13 protein-coding genes are annotated in these 16280 nt (G+C 70.8%); 6 read left to right on the top strand and 7 right to left on the bottom strand.

Going from position 1 to position 16280, the window contains the following annotated elements; translation table 11 throughout:
- Positions 1 to 20 precede the first annotated feature (20 nt).
- Positions 21 to 1856, bottom strand: coding sequence for a translation elongation factor 4 (gene lepA, locus AC1DXJ_RS17535; protein ID WP_477613405.1), 1836 nt, complete (start codon positions 1854 to 1856; stop codon positions 21 to 23).
- 90 nt (positions 1857 to 1946) lie between these two features.
- On the bottom strand, positions 1947 to 3212 hold the full coding sequence (locus tag AC1DXJ_RS17530) for an MFS transporter (RefSeq protein WP_477631957.1): 1266 nt from the start codon (positions 3210 to 3212) through the stop codon (positions 1947 to 1949).
- A gap of 125 nt (positions 3213 to 3337) precedes the next feature.
- Here AC1DXJ_RS17530 and AC1DXJ_RS17525 point away from each other — a divergent pair, with 125 nt between their 5' ends.
- The 5 genes from AC1DXJ_RS17525 (at position 3338) to AC1DXJ_RS17505 (ending at position 8413) form a co-directional block, all read left to right on the top strand.
- The gene (locus AC1DXJ_RS17525; RefSeq protein ID WP_477612537.1) at positions 3338 to 4246 is read left to right on the top strand and encodes a M48 family metallopeptidase; all 909 of its coding nucleotides are present in this window, start codon (positions 3338 to 3340) and stop codon (positions 4244 to 4246) included.
- On the top strand, positions 4243 to 5220 hold the full coding sequence (locus AC1DXJ_RS17520; RefSeq protein ID WP_477631956.1) for a phosphotransferase family protein: 978 nt from the start codon (positions 4243 to 4245) through the stop codon (positions 5218 to 5220). Before AC1DXJ_RS17525 ends, AC1DXJ_RS17520 begins: the two co-directional genes overlap by 4 nt.
- 64 nt (positions 5221 to 5284) lie before the next feature.
- Entirely contained in the window at positions 5285 to 5767 is a 483-nt protein-coding gene (locus tag AC1DXJ_RS17515) for a type II toxin-antitoxin system PemK/MazF family toxin (RefSeq protein WP_477631955.1), read from the top strand.
- Positions 5768 to 5777: 10 nt separating this feature from the next.
- Complete coding sequence (locus AC1DXJ_RS17510) at positions 5778 to 7808, top strand: HNH endonuclease signature motif containing protein (RefSeq protein ID WP_477637549.1); 2031 nt, start codon at positions 5778 to 5780, stop codon at positions 7806 to 7808.
- Between the two features lie 20 nt (positions 7809 to 7828).
- On the top strand, positions 7829 to 8413 hold the full coding sequence (locus AC1DXJ_RS17505; RefSeq protein WP_477631953.1) for a type II toxin-antitoxin system PemK/MazF family toxin: 585 nt from the start codon (positions 7829 to 7831) through the stop codon (positions 8411 to 8413).
- A gap of 175 nt (positions 8414 to 8588) precedes the next feature.
- On the opposite strand, the gene rpsT is transcribed toward AC1DXJ_RS17505, so the two are convergent.
- The 5 genes from rpsT to AC1DXJ_RS17480 all read right to left on the bottom strand — a co-directional run bounded on the left by rpsT (position 8589) and on the right by AC1DXJ_RS17480 (position 13177).
- Entirely contained in the window at positions 8589 to 8849 is a 261-nt protein-coding gene (gene rpsT, locus AC1DXJ_RS17500; RefSeq protein ID WP_477612532.1) for a 30S ribosomal protein S20, read from the bottom strand.
- A 222-nt stretch (positions 8850 to 9071) separates the two neighbouring features.
- Entirely contained in the window at positions 9072 to 10046 is a 975-nt protein-coding gene (holA, locus tag AC1DXJ_RS17495) for a DNA polymerase III subunit delta (protein ID WP_477637548.1), read from the bottom strand.
- A gap of 31 nt (positions 10047 to 10077) precedes the next feature.
- A complete protein-coding gene (locus AC1DXJ_RS17490) occupies positions 10078 to 10554 on the bottom strand; it encodes an XdhC family protein (protein WP_477637547.1) in 477 nt (158 codons plus the stop codon).
- A 15-nt stretch (positions 10555 to 10569) separates the two neighbouring features.
- Positions 10570 to 12828 carry an ATP-dependent DNA helicase gene (locus tag AC1DXJ_RS17485; RefSeq protein ID WP_477637546.1) on the bottom strand — a complete coding sequence of 753 codons (2259 nt, stop codon included), beginning with the start codon at positions 12826 to 12828 and terminating at the stop codon, positions 10570 to 10572.
- 118 nt (positions 12829 to 12946) lie between these two features.
- Positions 12947 to 13177 carry a hypothetical protein gene (locus AC1DXJ_RS17480; RefSeq protein ID WP_477624660.1) on the bottom strand — a complete coding sequence of 77 codons (231 nt, stop codon included), beginning with the start codon at positions 13175 to 13177 and terminating at the stop codon, positions 12947 to 12949.
- 155 nt (positions 13178 to 13332) lie between these two features.
- Between AC1DXJ_RS17480 and AC1DXJ_RS17475 the strand changes: the two genes are divergently transcribed.
- Entirely contained in the window at positions 13333 to 16230 is a 2898-nt protein-coding gene (locus tag AC1DXJ_RS17475; protein ID WP_477624659.1) for a helix-turn-helix transcriptional regulator, read from the top strand.
- Positions 16231 to 16280 lie beyond the last annotated feature (50 nt).

Below are 16280 nucleotides of genomic sequence, written 5' to 3'. Positions count from 1 at the left end.
ACCGCGAAACGGCGAAGCGGCTACTTCTTCGTGACTGCGTCGTTGGACAACGCGGCGATGAAGGCCTCGGGCGGCACCTCGACGCTGCCGATGTTCTTCATCCGCTTCTTGCCGGCCTTCTGCTTCTCGAGCAGCTTGCGCTTGCGGCTGATGTCGCCGCCGTAGCACTTGGCGAGGACGTCCTTGCGGATCGCGCGGATGTTCTCGCGGGCGATGATGCGTGAGCCGATCGCAGCCTGGATGGGCACCTCGAACTGCTGGCGCGGGATGAGGTCCTTGAGCTTGCCGGCCATCATCACGCCGTAGGCGTAGGCCTTGTCCTTGTGGACGATCGAGCTGAAGGCGTCGACCGTCTCCCCCTGGAGCATGATGTCGACCTTGACCAGGTCGGCCACCTGGTCACCGTCGGGTTCGTAGTCGAGCGAGGCGTAGCCACGGGTGCGCGACTTGAGCTGGTCGAAGAAGTCGAAGACGATCTCGGCGAGCGGGAGCGTGTAGCGCATCTCGACGCGCTCCTCGGAGAGGTAGTCCATGCCGCGCAGGGTGCCGCGCTTCTGCTGGCACAGCTCCATGATCGCGCCGATGAACTCGCTCGGTGCCAGCACCGTGGCGCGCACGATCGGCTCGGTGACCGAGCTGACCTTGCCGTAGGGGAACTCGCTCGGGTTGGTGACCGTGAGCACCTTGCCGTCGTCCATCGTCACGTCGTAGACGACGTTGGGCAGCGTCGAGATGAGGTCGAGATCGAACTCGCGCTCGAGCCGCTCGCGCACGATCTCGAGGTGCAGCATGCCGAGGAAGCCGATGCGGAAGCCGAAGCCCAGTGCGGCGGACGTCTCGGGCTCGTAGACCAGCGCGGCGTCGTTGAGCTTGAGCTTGTCGAGGGCGTCGCGCAGGTCGGGGTAGTCCGACCCGTCGATCGGGTAGAGACCCGAGAACACCATCGGCTTGGGGTCGCGGTAGCCGCCGAGCGCCTCCTTGGCGGGCTTGGCCGCGTTGGTGACGGTGTCGCCGACCTTGGACTGGCGCACGTCCTTCACGCCGGTGATGAGGTAGCCGACCTCCCCCACGCCCAGCCCCTTGGCCGGAGTGGGCTCGGGCGAGCTGACCCCGATCTCGAGCAGCTCGTGGGTGGCCTTGGTGGACATCATCGCGATCTTCTCGCGGGGGTTGAGGTTGCCGTCGATGACCCGGACGTAGGTGACCACACCGCGGTAGGTGTCGTAGACCGAGTCGAAGATCATCGCGCGGGCGGGCGCGTCCGCGTCACCCGTGGGCGGCGGCAGCTGCCTGACGATCTCGTTGAGCAGGGGTTCGACGCCCACACCGGTCTTGCCCGAGACGAGCAGGCAGTCCTCCGGCTCGCAGCCGATCAGGCCGGCCAGCTCCTCGGCGAACTTCTCCGGCTGCGCCGCGGGCAGGTCGATCTTGTTGAGCACCGGGATGATCGCGAGGTCGTTCTCCATGGCGAGGTAGAGGTTCGCCAGCGTCTGGGCCTCGATGCCCTGGGCAGCGTCGACGAGCAGGACCGCGCCCTCGCACGCGGCGAGCGACCGCGACACCTCGTAGGTGAAGTCGACGTGCCCGGGGGTGTCGATCATGTTGAGCGCGTAGGTCGTCCCGTCGAGCTCCCACGGCATGCGGACGGCCTGCGACTTGATCGTGATGCCGCGCTCGCGCTCGATGTCCATCTTGTCGAGGTACTGCGCGCGCATGTCGCGGCCGTCGACGACGCCGGTGACCTGGAGCATCCGGTCGGCCAGCGTCGACTTGCCGTGGTCGATGTGGGCGATGATGCTGAAGTTCCGGATCAGGTCCGGCGGCGTTGCGTGCGGCTGCAGCGCGGTGCGGGCCATCGGGGACACGGGTGCTTCAAACCTCACGGGGCATCGGGAGAACGGAACGGCCCATCCTCCCATGCAACGGGGTATGCCGGTGACGCGCCGTCAGCTCGTGGCTGCCGGCGCCCCTGTCCTCGCCGCCTGGCTCGACTGGCGCCGGTTGGTCGATCGCTGCAGGAGGGCCGACCACAGGGCGATGCCGATCCCGGCCACGGCCAGCATGCCGCCGACCCTGGACGGCCATTCGTAGCCCAGACCCGCCGAGAGGACGATCGACCCGAGCCAGGCGCCGAGGGCATTGGCGATGTTGAGGGTCGAGTGGTTGAGGGCGGCCGCGAGGGCCTGGCCCTCGTGGGCGACGTCCATCAGCCGGGTCTGCAGCATCGGGACGAGGATGCTGGGCAGCAGCCCGAGCACGAAGACGGCGATCAGGCCGGACCACTTCGCCGCCTGAACGGCCGGGCCGAACAGGAACAGCATGACGGCGATCGCCACCAGGAGGACGGTGATCCCCCGGAGCAGGCCGAGGCGGGACACCGGACCCGAGAGGAGCGCTCCGACCGTCATGCCCACGCCGTAGAGCGCGAGGATCAGCGGGATGGTCGCGCGGCCGAAGCCGCCGAGCTCGGTCATCGTCGGTGAGATGTAGGAGAACGTGGAGAACATGCCGCCGAAGCCGACGGTGCCGATCCCCAGCGCCAGCCACACCTGTGGCCGCTTCAGGGCAGACAGCTCCGAACGCATGCTCACCCCGCCGTCGGGCGGGCAGAACGGCACCCAGCGCCACACCGCGAGGACGGTGACCAGGGCGATCACTCCCACCGCGGCATACGGCCACTGCCAGCCATAGCTCTGGCCGATCCGTGTCGTGACGGGCACACCGACGATGTTGGCCACCGTGAGTCCCGTGATCATCATCGACACCGCCCAGGTGCGACGGTGGGCTGGCACCATCGACGCCGCGACCAGCGACCCGACCCCGAAGTACGCGCCGTGCGGCAGTCCCGACAGGAACCGCGCCGCCATGAGCAGCCCGTAGCTGCTCGCGAAGGCGGACAGCACGTTCGCCACGGCGAAGGCCCCCATCAGCCAGAGCAGCAGCTGCTTGCGGGGCATCTTCGTGCCCAGGGTCGCCAGGACCGGTGCGCCCACGACCACGCCCGCGGCATAGGCAGACACGATGTGGCCAGCCGTCGGGATGTCGACATCGACCCCGGCCGCCACCTCGGGGAGCAACCCCATCGTCACGAACTCGGTGGTACCGATGGCGAACCCACCGACGGCCAGCGCCAGCAGGGCGAGGTTCACGTGCGCGGGGCGGACCGTGGGCTCGTCGAGCTCTGTCTGCGCGGAGAGGGTGGCGTCGGTCACGGGAGTGCAACGACAGCAGGTCGGCCGGTCATTCCTCCATGGTGCGCCCCTGTGGCGGGTTGGGTGCGGATCGCCCAGCCGTCGAGACATAGCATCGGAGCGACCGACACAGCATCGAGGGGACCATGGCCGAACAGATCCGGTACGCCCACCCGCCAGGGGCACCGCAGCCCGCCGGCGAGGCGCCGCTGCTCCCCCCTGCCCCACCCGGGTACCGCCAGCACGTGCGGTCCCACCTGCGACACCCCCTCGAGAACCTCTGCCTGGTGGTCGTGATCCTCGGGTCGCTGCTCGTGTGGGCCGTGTCGGGCTACGAGGTGGCCTCGGCCATCATCGACCGTCGGGAGCCCGATCCCTATGCCGTGTTCTTCCTGGCGGCACCGCTGCTCATCTACTTCCTGCGTGGCCAGCTCTACGCGAGCCTGCGCCTGTCCGGCGTGAAGATCTCGCCGACGCAGTACCCCGAGGCACACCAGATGCTGCTCGACGCCTGCGCGCACTACGGTCTGCCGAAGGTGCCCGACGCGTACGTCGTCCTGGGCAACGGCATGATCAACGCCGCCGCCTCCGGGCACGGGTACCGCCGGTTCATCTTCGTGTACAGCGACCTGTTCGAGATCGGCGGGCAGGCACGGAACCCGGACGCGCTGCGGTTCATCATCGGGCACGAGGTGGGGCACATCGCCGCGGGCCACACGAGCTACTGGCGGATCCTGGCCATCAGCGGGGCACAGTGGATCCCGTTCGTCGGGTCGACGCTGAGCCGCAGCCAGGAGTACACCGCCGACAACTTCGGGTACTCCCTCGTCCCCCACGGCAGCGCCGGGGCGATGGCGACGCTCGCCGCCGGCAAGTACCTCAACCGCACGGTCGACGTGAACGCGCTGGCCGACCGGGCCACCACGGAGAAGGGCTTCTTCGTCTGGGTGGTCAACGCGTTGGCGTCGCACCCGGTCCTGGTCTGGCGCTCCCACGCCCTGCGCGACCGCCGCCGTCCGGGCCGGCTGCTGTGGAGGCCCAAGGACCGCCCGTGACCGATGAGGTCGACTACCGGCACACCTCCGTGCGACCGGCCTTCGCAGCGCTGCCACCGGAGGTGCGCGACGGCATCGCGACCGTGGCCGGGTCGCCGGTCGAGGTCGCCCCCCCACCAGTGACCACGGGTTTCACCGGCGCGTATGCCGGGTTGCTGGGCCTGCGCGACGGTCGCCGAGTCTTTGCCAAGGCTGCCGGGCCCTCGGCGCCCTTCGCCCTGCAGGCCATTCCGCGCGAGGCGCGCATCCTGCGGCTCCTCGCGGGCCGGGTGACCGCGCCGCAGCTGGTAGGGGCTACTTCGACCGGGGACTGGGAACTGGTCGTCCTCGAAGCCATCGACGGTGACATGCCCGGGACGCCGTGGACCCAGCGCGATGCCGAGGCGGCGCACGCCGCGTGCATCGAGCTCGCCCAGATGGACCCTTCGGTCGTTGCCGGGCTGACCGACGCCTCCCTGGCGCTCGACGTCGGCGGCGACGCCGCGTCGTTGGCGTGCCTGGACGACCTGGCGAACGGCGCGCGGTCGTGGCCGGACGGCATACCGCCACTGCCATCCGAGCGAGCGGCCGAGGTGGCCGGCCTCGGACGGCTGGCCAGCGAGGCCCTCGTCGGAGATCGCTTGGTGCACAGCGACCTGAGGCCGGACAACATGCTCATCACCCCGGAGGGCCGGGCGCGTCTGCTCGACTGGAACTGGGTCGCGCGTGGGCCCGCGTGGTGCGACTTCGTCGGGCTCCTGCCGTTGATGGCGCACCACGGTCTCGACGTCGACTGGATGGTCCAGCGGTCGCCGCTTCTCGACGATGTCGACCCGGAGGCCGTCGATGCCTTCCTCGCGGTCATCGTGGGCTACATGGTCGACGCGTGCGTGAAGCCGACGTTCCCCGGCTCGCTCAGCGCCGTCCGCGACCACCAACGTCAGATGGCGCGAACCTTTCTCGCCCTGCTGGGAGCGCGCCGAGGCTGGTCCTGACCGGCGCCTTCGGACCTGGCCGAACCAGCCGTGGTGTCGGGCGATCGTCAGTACCCTCGGGCCGATGGGGAACTCGACGCAGACCACGGCCATGACCAACCAGGGGTGGCTCGGGCGACTGTGGCGATGGGTCACCGGCGCCTACCCGGGAGACTTCGTCGGCACCCCCGCGATGGAGTACTCCCCCGTCGCCGATGGGAGGCCGGATCCGGGTGAGATCGTGTGGACCTGGGTGCCGTTCGAGGACAACCACCGCGAGGGCAAGGACCGTCCCGTCCTGCTGATCGGGCGGGACGGGCGCTGGCTGCTCGGCGTCATGCTGACCACCAAGCTGCGCGGCGACTCAGAGCGAAACCGGCGTGCGGCGCCGAACCGCGTGAGCATCGGCGTGGGTGCCTGGGACCGGCAACGGCGGCCCAGTGAGGTGAAGGTGGACCGGATCATCCGCGTGAAACCCAGCGGCATCCGGCGCGAGGGCGCAGCCATCGACGCGGCACGCTTCGCCCTGGTCGCCGAGGCGATTCGCGCTGTCGGAGGGTCCCGATAGAGTCGAACGCATGTTCGATGCGTCCGTGACTTCCAGCGAGCTCCAAGGGGAGCTGGCCCGGTTGCGCGCGGATGGGCGTGACCGGTCCTTGGGTGAGCTGGTGGACCTGGTGGGTGAGTGCCAGTCGGTGATCAACCAGGCTGCGGCGCTGCAGATGCTGGCGATGGCGCACGTGGCGGCGATCGAGGACGTGGTCCTGGAGGACGGGACGATGGTGGAGCAGCACCGCGGGTTGGGGCACGAGCGCTTGGACGCGCCGGCCCTGGTCAGTGACCAGCTGGGGGTCAGCGACGCAGTCGCCGGCAGCCGCCTCGGCGCGGCCGTGGACCTGGTGACCCGGGTGCCGGGGGTGTTCGCGGCCATGGGTGAAGGCCGCCTCGACGAGTACCGCGCCCGGGTCGTGGGTGAGGAGCTGCGGGACGCTGCACCCGAGACCTGTGCCCTGGTGGTCGCGCGGATCGCCGACGGCCTCGGTTCGGAGCCGGCGGCGGCGCTGCGGCGGCGGGTGCGCCGCGTCCTGGGGGCGGTGGACCCGGACCTGATGCGGGCCAAGGCGTCCCGGGCGCGGTCCGAGCGGAGCCTGCGCCGCTGGCCCGGGGACGAGCCCGGGGTGGACACCTGGATGGGCAGCTTCCCGGCCGAGATGTCGCGCAGCGGGTGGGCGGTGGTAGACGGGCTGGCGCGCGAGTACGTCCGCGGCGGCAGGGCGACAGGGGTGGAGCAGGCCCGCGCGGATGCGTTGATGGACCTGATCCATTCCCGCGCCACCGGCACGTTCGTCGTGCAGCTCGCCGTCCCCGCCGACCAGCTCGCCGCGCCGGACCAGCTGACCGCGCAGGACCAGCGCACGGCGACGACTCACGAGTCCGTTGGCGACACGGCGCCAACCACGATCACGCAGATGGCGGAGCCCCGCGGCAAGACGGTGCCGACCGAGGCAGGACCGGCGGTGGAGGCAGTCGCCGGGAGCGCAGCAGGTGCACGTGACGCCGACACGCTGGTGACGGTGGCTGGGTTGGGGATGCCGGGCACCACCCAGGTGCTGAGGTCGTGGCTCGACACCCTCGGAGATGCTGCTGACTCCCATCTCGACACCACGAGCCACACCACGAGCCACACCAACAGCGACTCCACGAGCGACTCCACGAGCGACTGCGTTAGCGACTCCACCAGCGACACCACGAGCGACACATCGAGCGACGGCGCGGCAGGCATCGCACCGACCGTGCGCCACGAGGTGGTCGCCTGCGACGCCAAGACCGGTGCCCTGTTGGCCGCGGCCATCGACCCCGACAGGACTGGTCGACAGCGTCTCACCGAGTCCAAGGCCTACCGTCCACCAGCGGCGCTGGTCGACCTGGTCAGAGCCCGGGATGGGCAGTGCCGCTTCCCCGGGTGCACGGTGAACGCCCGCTTCTGCGACCTCGACCACGTCCGACCCTGGCCACTGGGGCCGACCGATGCGGCCAACCTGATGTGCCTGTGCCGCCGACACCACCGCATCAAGCAGACCGTCCGATGGCGGGTCCGCATCGAGCCCAACGCCACCGTCACCTGGACCGACCCGACCGGCAGAGTGCGCTCGACCCTCCCCACCGACTTCCTGCAACGCCTCGACGGCGAGCCACCGGCGCGAGTCACCCTGCTCAAGGGAGTCGGAGGGCCCGAGCGACGAGGGCCCGAGCAACGAGAACCCACGCCACCGGAACCAGAGCACCCAGAACGCCTGCACCCAGAACTCCAGCACCCAGAACGCCGGCCGCAAAGGCACCCGCATGCCAGAGTCGAAGCCGAGGCCGTGGGGCCGGTCGACGCGCCCGGAGTGCTCTGGTCGGTGTGGGAGGAAGAACTCGCCCACGAGCTGAGCCGGGCCGAACGCCACCGCAACAGGCGGCGGGTCGTGCCCGACCGTGCCGAGGGGCTCGCCACCCAGCTGACCACTGGACGGGTCCGCTTCACCCTCGACCGCGCCTACGCGCGCGGCTGCCCGGGTCGGACGTTGCGCCGACCGGCGAGTCTGGGAGACGACCCACCGTTCTGAGCCGGGATAGCGTGATGCCCATGGCATCGGAACCGGCCTCCCTGCGATCACGCCTGGCCCGTCTCTGGCGACGAGCATCAACATCCGCCCGCGACGCGGCCACGCCGACCCGCGACGCGGCCATGTCGACCCGCGACACACAGCGTCCCGCGCGAGGCACCACGACTTCCCCGGCCAGTGCCGCGCATCAACGAGCAGCCACCGGCTATCCCGGCGACTTCACCGGCACGCCGACCCTCGACTACGCCCCCAAGCCTGACGGCGAGCCCGACCCGGGCGAGATCGTCTGGACCTGGGTGCCCTACGAGGAGGACCACCGCCAGGGCAAGGACCGACCGGTGCTGGTCATCGGTCGCGACGGCGCGTGGCTGCTGGCTCTCATGCTGACCAGCAAGGACCACGACCGTGACCACGAGCAGGAAGCCCGACATGGTCGGTACTGGCAGGACATCGGCTCGGGCGACTGGGACCGCCAGGGCCGTCCCAGCGAGGTCCGAGTGGATCGCATCCTGCGCGTGGACTCCTCCGCTGTGCGACGCGAGGGCGCGGTGCTCGACCGCGACCGGTTCGACCAGGTCGCGGCGGCCGTCCGCGCCGCGAGCTGACCGCGCCGCGAACTGACCGCACCGCGAGCTGACCGAGCCGCGAGCTGAGCTCAGCCCCGCGGCATACCCGCGGCGGTGCCGCTGCCGGAGGGGCATGGCCCGAGGACAACGCGAAGGGCCGGTCACCCGTAGGTGACCGGCCCTTCGTGAGGTGTGCCGTGGAAGGCGACTCGCGTCAGAGCGAGGCGGCCTTCTTCGCCATGGCCGACTTCTTGTTGGCGGCCTGGTTGGCGTGGATGACACCCTTGCTCGCGGCCTTGTCGAGCTTCTTGCTCGCGGTCGCGAGAGCGTCATTCGCCGCAGAGGCGTCGCCGGAGTCGACGGCTGCCTGGAACTTGCGGATCCAGGTCTTGAGCTCGCTCTTGACGGCCTTGTTGCGCTCGGTCGCCGTGCGGTTCGTCTTGATCCGCTTGAGCTGGGACTTGATGTTTGCCACAGGTGTGTCTCTCTTGGTTGGTCGGTGGTTGCCGTTAGAGGGCGGCAGAAGTCTCTCGGGACCAGGCTGGTGGGGCGCCTGTGGTTGAGAGGCTCTGGATGGTGCTGCATGCGCGCACGACCATGCGCGCACGCGAGGGGCAAATCTACCAGCGAGGAGCCCACTCCCCCAAAACGTGGGTATGCCGCGTGCTCCCGACGCGGTCAGGTCGCGCTTGGGTGCTCACCGGCCGCTGCGGGCCTGCGTGATCGTGAGGACGGCGCGTTCGACGGCGTAGACCGGGTCGCGGCCACCGCCCTTGACCTCGAAGTCGGCGTTTGCGACTGCCTGGATCGCGTCGGCGAGCCCCTCGGGCCCCCACCCGGACAACCCGCGCCGGGCCTTGTCAACCTGCCACGGGGCCATGCCGAGGTCGCGCGCCACATCCGCCGATCGCCCACGACCAGCTGCGCCCACCTTGACGAGCTGGCGCAGCTGTTGGGCGAGCACGGCCACGATCGGCACCGGGTCGACCCCCGTGGCGATGGCGTGGCGCAGCAGCCGGAGCGCCTCGCCGGCGTTGCCCGCGACAGCGGCGTCGGCCACCTTGAAGCCGGTCGCCTCGACCTTGCCTCCGTGGTACCTGGCGACCAGGTCCTCGTCGATGGTGCCGGTGGTGTCGGCGACGAGCTGCTGGCACGCGGAGGCGAGCTCGCGCACGTCCTTGCCGATGGCCTCGATCAGTGCGCGCACGGCATCGGGGGTGACGCGGCGCCCCGCCCGACGGAACTCGCGCATGGCGAAGTCGGTCTTGTCACGGTCGGTCTTGATGGCAGGAGCCTCGAGCACGCGCGCCTGCGACTTCTTGAGGAGGTCCAGGACCTTCTTGCCACGCTGCCCCGACTTGTGGGTGACCACCAGGGTCACCTCGGCGTCGGGGGCGACGAGGAAGGCGAGCAGGTCTTCCTGGAGCTCGTCCGGCGCCTCGTCGAGGTCCTGGACGACGATGCACTTCTCGCCCCCGAACAGCGACGGGCTGGCATGCATGCCGAGCGCGCCCGCCTCGTAGGTCTCGGCGGCCAACCGGATGACCTCGAGCTCGGGAGCAGAGGCCCGGAGCTCGTCGAGGGTGGTGCTGAGCGCACGGTCGGCGATGACGGCCTCGGGTCCGCTGATGAGGACGAGAGGGGGCACGGTGCGCGTCGCGGTGGCGGTCACGGGGACAGCCTCCCATGCGCCGGGGACAGCCTCAGCCGCCCGGACAGTAGGCCTCGCCCGGCACGAGCTCCGGGTGGATCGGACCTTCCCTGTCGCTCACCGAACCGCCACCGCTGCGCCCCGCGCGGACAGCGATGACCTCGGCCAGAATCGCCACCGCAATCTCCCCCGGTGCGTTGGCCCCGATGTCGAGCCCGATGGGCGCATGCACCGTGGCGAGCTCGTCAGGCGTCACGCCGTGGTCGAGCAACCAGCCGCGCCGCCGCTCCTGCGTCCGGCGCGAACCCATGCCCCCGATGTATGCGGTGCCGGCCGCCAGACCCGCCGCGAGGGCGGGGCCGTCCACGTCGTCGTGATGGCTCGTCACGACGAGCGCGTCCACGCCCTCGGGGACGGAGGGATCGTCGCTCGACAGGGTCACCGACCAGCCGAGCGGGGTGGCGAGGGCGACGAGCGCCTCGGCCACGGGCCCGGCTCCGACGATGTGCAGGGTGCAGGAGTCCGCCATCCCGTCAGTATCGCCCTACTCGAAGGCGAGGGTGGCAGCTCCGGATGCCTCGAGGCCGAGGCCCTTGAGGCGGGCTGCGACGACATCGGCGGGCAGCTCCAGGCTCTCGGCGAGCTCGTCGACGGACAACCCGAGCTCGATCCCGTCGCGCAGCTCCTCGTCGGACTCGGCCGTCCAGGCGTGGCCGCCGGTCACCGCGGTGCGCGTCGACTCTGCGGGTGGCGGCGAGTCCGCCACCGGTCGAGGATGCTCCGCCACGTCCTCCCCCGTGGCCCCCATGGACGGGCCGACCAGGGCGCCGGTGATGCCGCGGAGGGCCGGCTCGTGCACCTGCACCGGAGGCGCCGCCGTCTCGTCGAGCCGCCTCAGCGCCGCCAACACCCGCTCGCGGTCGGTGGTCGGCCAGAACGGGGGCAGCGAACGCTGGAGGAACCCGGCATACCGCGCAGTCATCATGCGGGAGTCGAGGAAGGCGACGACGCCACGGTCGTCGGCGCGGCGGATGAGGCGCCCCGCCCCCTGCGAGAGGCGTAGCGCGGCGTGGGTCGCCGACACGGCCATGAAGCCGTTGCCCCCCATCCGGGCGATGGCCTGTGAACGCGCCGACGAGAGGGGGTCGTCGGGGCGCGGGAAAGGGATGCGGTCGATGATGACGAGCTGGCAGGCCGAGCCGGGCACGTCGACGCCCTGCCAGAGGGTGAGGGTGCCGAACAGGCAGGTCTGCGGGTCTCGTGCGAACTGTCGCACGAGGGTCGTGATCTGGTCCTCGCCCTGACAGAGGAAGCCGATGTCGCCGTCGAACCTCTCCCGCATCGCCTCGGTGGCCTCCTTGGCCGCGCGCATCGAGGAGAACAGGCCGAGGGTCCGCCCACCGGCCGCCCTGACCAGCGCCTCGATCTCGTCGAGCGTCTGCTCACTCAGGCCGTCGCGTCCCGGTGCAGGAAGGTGTTGCGCCACATAGGCAATCGCCTGCTGGGGGTAGTCGAAGGGGCTGCCGACGTCAAGTCCACGCCACTCGGGAGCGCCCTCGCCCCGCAGACCCATCGTGCCGGCAACGGCGTCGAACGTCCCGCCCAGCTCGAGCGTCGCCGACGTCATCACGACAGTGCGGTCGCCAAAAACCTTGTCGCGCAACAGCATCGCCACACTCATGGGCGCCACGCGAAGCACCGAGCCGCGTCGCTGGTCGCGACTCACCCACACGACGTCGAGGTCGCGCTGCTCGAGGACGCGCGATGAGTTCTCGAACATCTCGTCGATGGCGGCCTGCGCCACCTTGCGGGCACCGTCCGGCTCGACGCCCTTCTCCGGCTTGAGCTCGGACTGCACCTGCCTCGTCGTGTCCCTCACCCGGGCGAGCGCGAGCGACAGCGAGTCGGGTATGCCGTTCAGCTTGCCTTCGGGGAGCTGGTCGAGGACCCCCTGGAGGAAGACCGAGGCGTCGTCGACGGCGTCGGTGGACTCGGCGAGGCGTGCGGCTCGCTTGGCCGCGGCCGCGACCATCGAGGGCGTGATCTCGTCGGTGATCGTGGACGTGACCCGGTCGACCAGCTCGTGCGCCTCGTCCACGATGAGGAGGTCGTGCTCAGGCAGCATCTGTCGGCCCTCGAAGGAGTCGATCGCCATGAACGAGTGGTTGGTGACGATGACGTCGCAGTCCTTGGCCGCGTCGCGCGAGCGCTCGACGAAGCAGTCGGCGAACGCCGGGCACTTGCTGCCCATGCACTCGTGGGCGCTGACCGAGACCTGTCGCCACGCCCGCTCGCTCACCCCGGGCACCAGCTCGTCGCGGTCGCCGGACTCGGTGGTGTCGGCCCACTCGCGCAGCCGCACCACCTCCTGGCCCAGGCGCGAGGCCGCGCGGTCGACCTCGGCGACCTCGAACAGCCCTTCCTCGTCGTCAGGGAACCCACCCTCGAGCTTGTGGGCGCACAGGTAGTTGCGACGGCCCTTGACCAGCCCGTAGGTGGGCCGCTTCCCGAGCAGGGGTGCGATGGACTCGGCCAGCCGCGGCATGTCGCGGTCGACGATCTGGGCCTGCAGCGCGAGGGTCGCGGTGGCGACGACAGCGGGCTTGCCGGTCTTCTGGGCGTGCATGACGGCCGGGATGAGGTAGGCGAGCGACTTGCCCGTGCCGGTGCCCGCCTGCACGAGGAGGTGCTCGTCCCTGGCCACGGCGTCCTCGACGGCGTGCGCCATCTCGACCTGGCCAGGACGCTCGACCCCACCGACTCCCTGGACGGCGGCGTGCAGGAGGTCGTCGAGACTGGCCATTGGGTCAGCGTATGCCGTGCGCCGGCTCGATCCGTCGCCTGTCCCCACCCCTCGCAGCTCGCAGCCGTGACCCCGGCGCCGCGGGCGCCGGGGTCACAGTGGTCGGTTCCGGGTCAGGTCACCTCTCGTCCACCCAGGCGGGTGCCGGAACCCCGTTCCCCGTCAGGTTGTCGCACCCGACGAACTGGGTGTCCACGCGCTGGATGGCGCAGAAGTAGGTGACCGTCGGCTCGAGGGGCGCGGGGCCGGCGTCCTGGCGGGCGGCGGCCGGGAGCGTGCCCAGTGCGACGAGGAGTGCTGTGGCGGTGATCATGGGGAGAATCCGCCGGGTCTGCTGGATGGTGTTCACGGTGTGCTCCTGGTGCTGAGAGGTGTGTGGTGCTGACCCCTCCACGGTCCGGCCGGGAGGCCCTGACCCACATCGGGTGCACCCCCTCAGAAGCACCGCCGAAACCCCTCAAATATCGGGTGTCGGCCCGACGGGCACAGGAACACACTGGGGACGTGCCCCCTGCGGACCTGCTCTCGAGCGACGGCTTCGTCGGCCGCTCCGGCGAGCTCGGCGAACTGGCCGCGGCCCTGGCATCGGCACGGGCGGGGCACGGGCGTGCCGTGCTCGTTCTGGGCGAAGCGGGGGTCGGCAAGACCAGGCTGGCGCAGCAGGCCTGCGCGCTGGCCCGGGACTTCCTCGTCCTCACCGGCGCCTGCCTGCCGCTGTCCTCGATGAGCGTTCCCCTCCTGCCGCTGCGCGCCGCGGTGGGTGGGCTCCCTGCCGAGCAGCGACCCGCCCTGCGGCGTGCTGCCGGTGTCGAGGCCGCTGAGGAGTTCGACCGGTGGCTCGAGGACCGCTGCACCCAGACTCCGGTCGCCCTCGTGGTCGACGACTTGCAGTGGGCCGATCCCGCCACGCTCGACGTGCTGATGTGGGTGCTGGCCGGGCTGACTACCCGCCGCCTGGCCTTGCTGGTGACGGTGCGCCGCGGGGAGGCGGGTCCCGGCCATCCTCTGCAGCGCTGGTTGGCCGACGTGCGGCGCCTCCCGGGGTTCGTCGAGATGTCCCTCGGACCGCTCGACCTCGAGGAGACCCGCGCCCAACTCACGGGCGTGCTGGGGGAGGTGCCGCACGACACCCTCGTGCGAGAGGTGTACCGCCGCACTGGAGGCAACTCCTACCTGAACCGACTGCTCGTCCAGGGCCTCTCCCCCACCGCGTCTGCGCTCGGGCCCAGCCTCCCGGAGGACCTCTCCGCAGCGGTCCTGCGTGCCTGGCACCGGCTGGACACCCCGGCTCGCGAGCTCGCCCGGGTTCTCGCCGTCCAGGGCCGGGTCGCGGGCGACGGTGCACTGGACCGCGTGGCCGCCCTGGCCGGCGTGACCGACCTGCGCTCCGCACTGCGCGACTGCGTGGACGGCAACCTTCTCGAAGCCGACGGGAGAGGCGGTTACTGGTTCCACCACCCCCTCCAGGCAGAGGCCTTGGCGGGCAGTCTTGGCCGGTTGGAACGCGAACACCTCCATACCGCCTTTGCCGGGGCCCTCGAGCAGGATCTTGCCTCGGCTGCGGCCGGCGCAGTGTCGGCGGACGAGTCGACACTAGAGACCCTCAGCCTCATCGCCGACCACCACCGCCAGGCAGGTCATGCCCAGGAGTCGTATGCCGTGGGGCTCCGCGCGGCCGAGCTGGCCCAGGACCTGGGCGCCACGACCATGCAGGTGAGGCTGCTGCGGCGCGCCCTCGAGGTCAGTGAGCAGCTCGACGGCAATGCCCCGCAACCGGCTACCGCCCTGTGGGAGCGGCTGCGTCTGGCGGCCGAGTTCGTCGGTGACTTCGAGGAGGAGCTCCACGCGGTCGAGGCCCTGCTGAGCAGGCTCGACGAGGGACAGGAACCGCTCGCCGTGGCCGAGCTCCTGGTGCGCCGACAGCACCTGCGGTTCATGACCGGCCGAGGCTTCCTCGACCCCGCCGAGATGCGACGGGCCGTCGAGCTCGCGGGACACGAGCCCGAGTCATGGCAGCACGCGCTCGCCCTCGCCGAGCTGGCGCACGCCGCTCTGTGGCAGGACGACGCCTCCTCCCCTCAGTTCGCCACGGCTGCGCTGGAGCGTGCCCGAGCCTGCGGCAACCCCCGCGCGCTGACCTATGCCCTGACAGCCAACGCCATGCTGGCGGTGCACGAAGATCGTCCGGACGACGGGCAGCGGCTGGGACGCGACGCCGTCCAGGCGGCCGTCGAGGCCCGGGACGGGTTTGCGTTCGTGCACGCGACGCTGTGGGAGGCGAACTCCGTCGAAGGACCGATCAGCCCCGAGTGGATTGCCATGGTCGGTCGGCGCAGGGCGGAGCTCGCCGACCTGGGGATGCCGCACCCGGTGATGGCGTGGCTGGCGTGCAACGAGGCTTTCGGCCAGCTCCACGCCGGCAACCTGGAGGCCTGCTCACAGCTGCTCCGGATGGCCCTGGGATCCACACCGGGAACGCTCGCCGACGTCCAGACCCGCCTGAGCGCCGCCTGGATGGCAGCAATCCAGGGCCAGACGCACGAGGCAGAGGGTCACCTGGCCCGCGCGGACGAGCTGTTCGCCGAGACGTCGACCTTCCTGGCCTTCGAGTTCGACGCCGTCCGAGCCATGGTGCTGCTCTCGGGCGGGCACCTCCGCGCCGCGCTCGATGCGGCCTTGACGAGCGCGATGAACCAGGGGGCACCCGCCACCATGTGTGAGTGGCTGCTACCCCTCGCCGCACGGGCTCTCGCCGACCTGGTGCAGCAGGAGCGCGACACCGGTTCCGACCCTGCGGGTCTCCTTGCCGAGCTCGATGCACTCACAGCCAGGTTCCCGGAAACCCTCGCCGAGATGGGCGGGATGAGTCGTTTCTACGAGCGGCAGCTGGCCGGTCTCGGGGCGATGTACCACGCGGAGGTTGCCCGCGCCCGTCAGGCCGCTGACGAGCCCCTCCTGTGGGAGCAGGCGTCGAACGCCCTTCACCAGCTGCTGCCCTGGGAGGAGTGCTACTCGCTGTGGCGGCAGGCGGGATCGCTGTTGCTCGCGAGCCATGGCAGTCGCGACGACGGTGTCGACGCGCTGCGCCGCTCGTACGCCCTGGCCCGGATGCTGGGCGCGCAGCCCATCATCGCGGAGCTCGAGGCGCTGGCCCGGGGCACCCACGTCCGCCTCGCCGACCCGGTCACCAGCGGTCCAGCCACCGGGGACGCACGCCAGGTCGGCCTCACGGCGCGCGAGACGGAGATCCTCGGACACATCGTCGCCGGTCGCACCTACGGCGAGATCGCCAGGTCCCTCGTGGTCAGCGAGAAGACCGTCAGCTCGCACGTCAGCCACCTCCTGAGCAAGACGGGGTGCGCCAACCGCGTCGACCTCGCGCGCTGGGCCACGCGCACGTAAGCCACCGGCATACCCGAGGGTGGAGCCGGGCGTGGCCGCGGACCGGACCA

It is taken from the genome of Pedococcus sp. P2_D9 (genome assembly GCF_056404275.1).
Note: the sequence above shows the minus strand (reverse complement) of the source record. Positions and strands in the feature narration are given on the sequence as shown.

Coding starts and splice junctions, on each gene's coding strand:
- AC1DXJ_RS17505 (WP_477631953.1), top strand. CDS start 7,829: ATGGCATCGGAACCGGCCTCCCTGCGATCACGCCTGGCCCGTCTCTGG.
- AC1DXJ_RS17490 (WP_477637547.1), bottom strand. CDS start 10,554: ATGGCGGACTCCTGCACCCTGCACATCGTCGGAGCCGGGCCCGTGGCC.
- AC1DXJ_RS17515 (WP_477631955.1), top strand. CDS start 5,285: ATGGGGAACTCGACGCAGACCACGGCCATGACCAACCAGGGGTGGCTC.
- AC1DXJ_RS17510 (WP_477637549.1), top strand. CDS start 5,778: ATGTTCGATGCGTCCGTGACTTCCAGCGAGCTCCAAGGGGAGCTGGCC.
- AC1DXJ_RS17525 (WP_477612537.1), top strand. CDS start 3,338: ATGGCCGAACAGATCCGGTACGCCCACCCGCCAGGGGCACCGCAGCCC.
- AC1DXJ_RS17485 (WP_477637546.1), bottom strand. CDS start 12,828: ATGGCCAGTCTCGACGACCTCCTGCACGCCGCCGTCCAGGGAGTCGGT.
- lepA (WP_477613405.1), bottom strand. CDS start 1,856: ATGGCCCGCACCGCGCTGCAGCCGCACGCAACGCCGCCGGACCTGATC.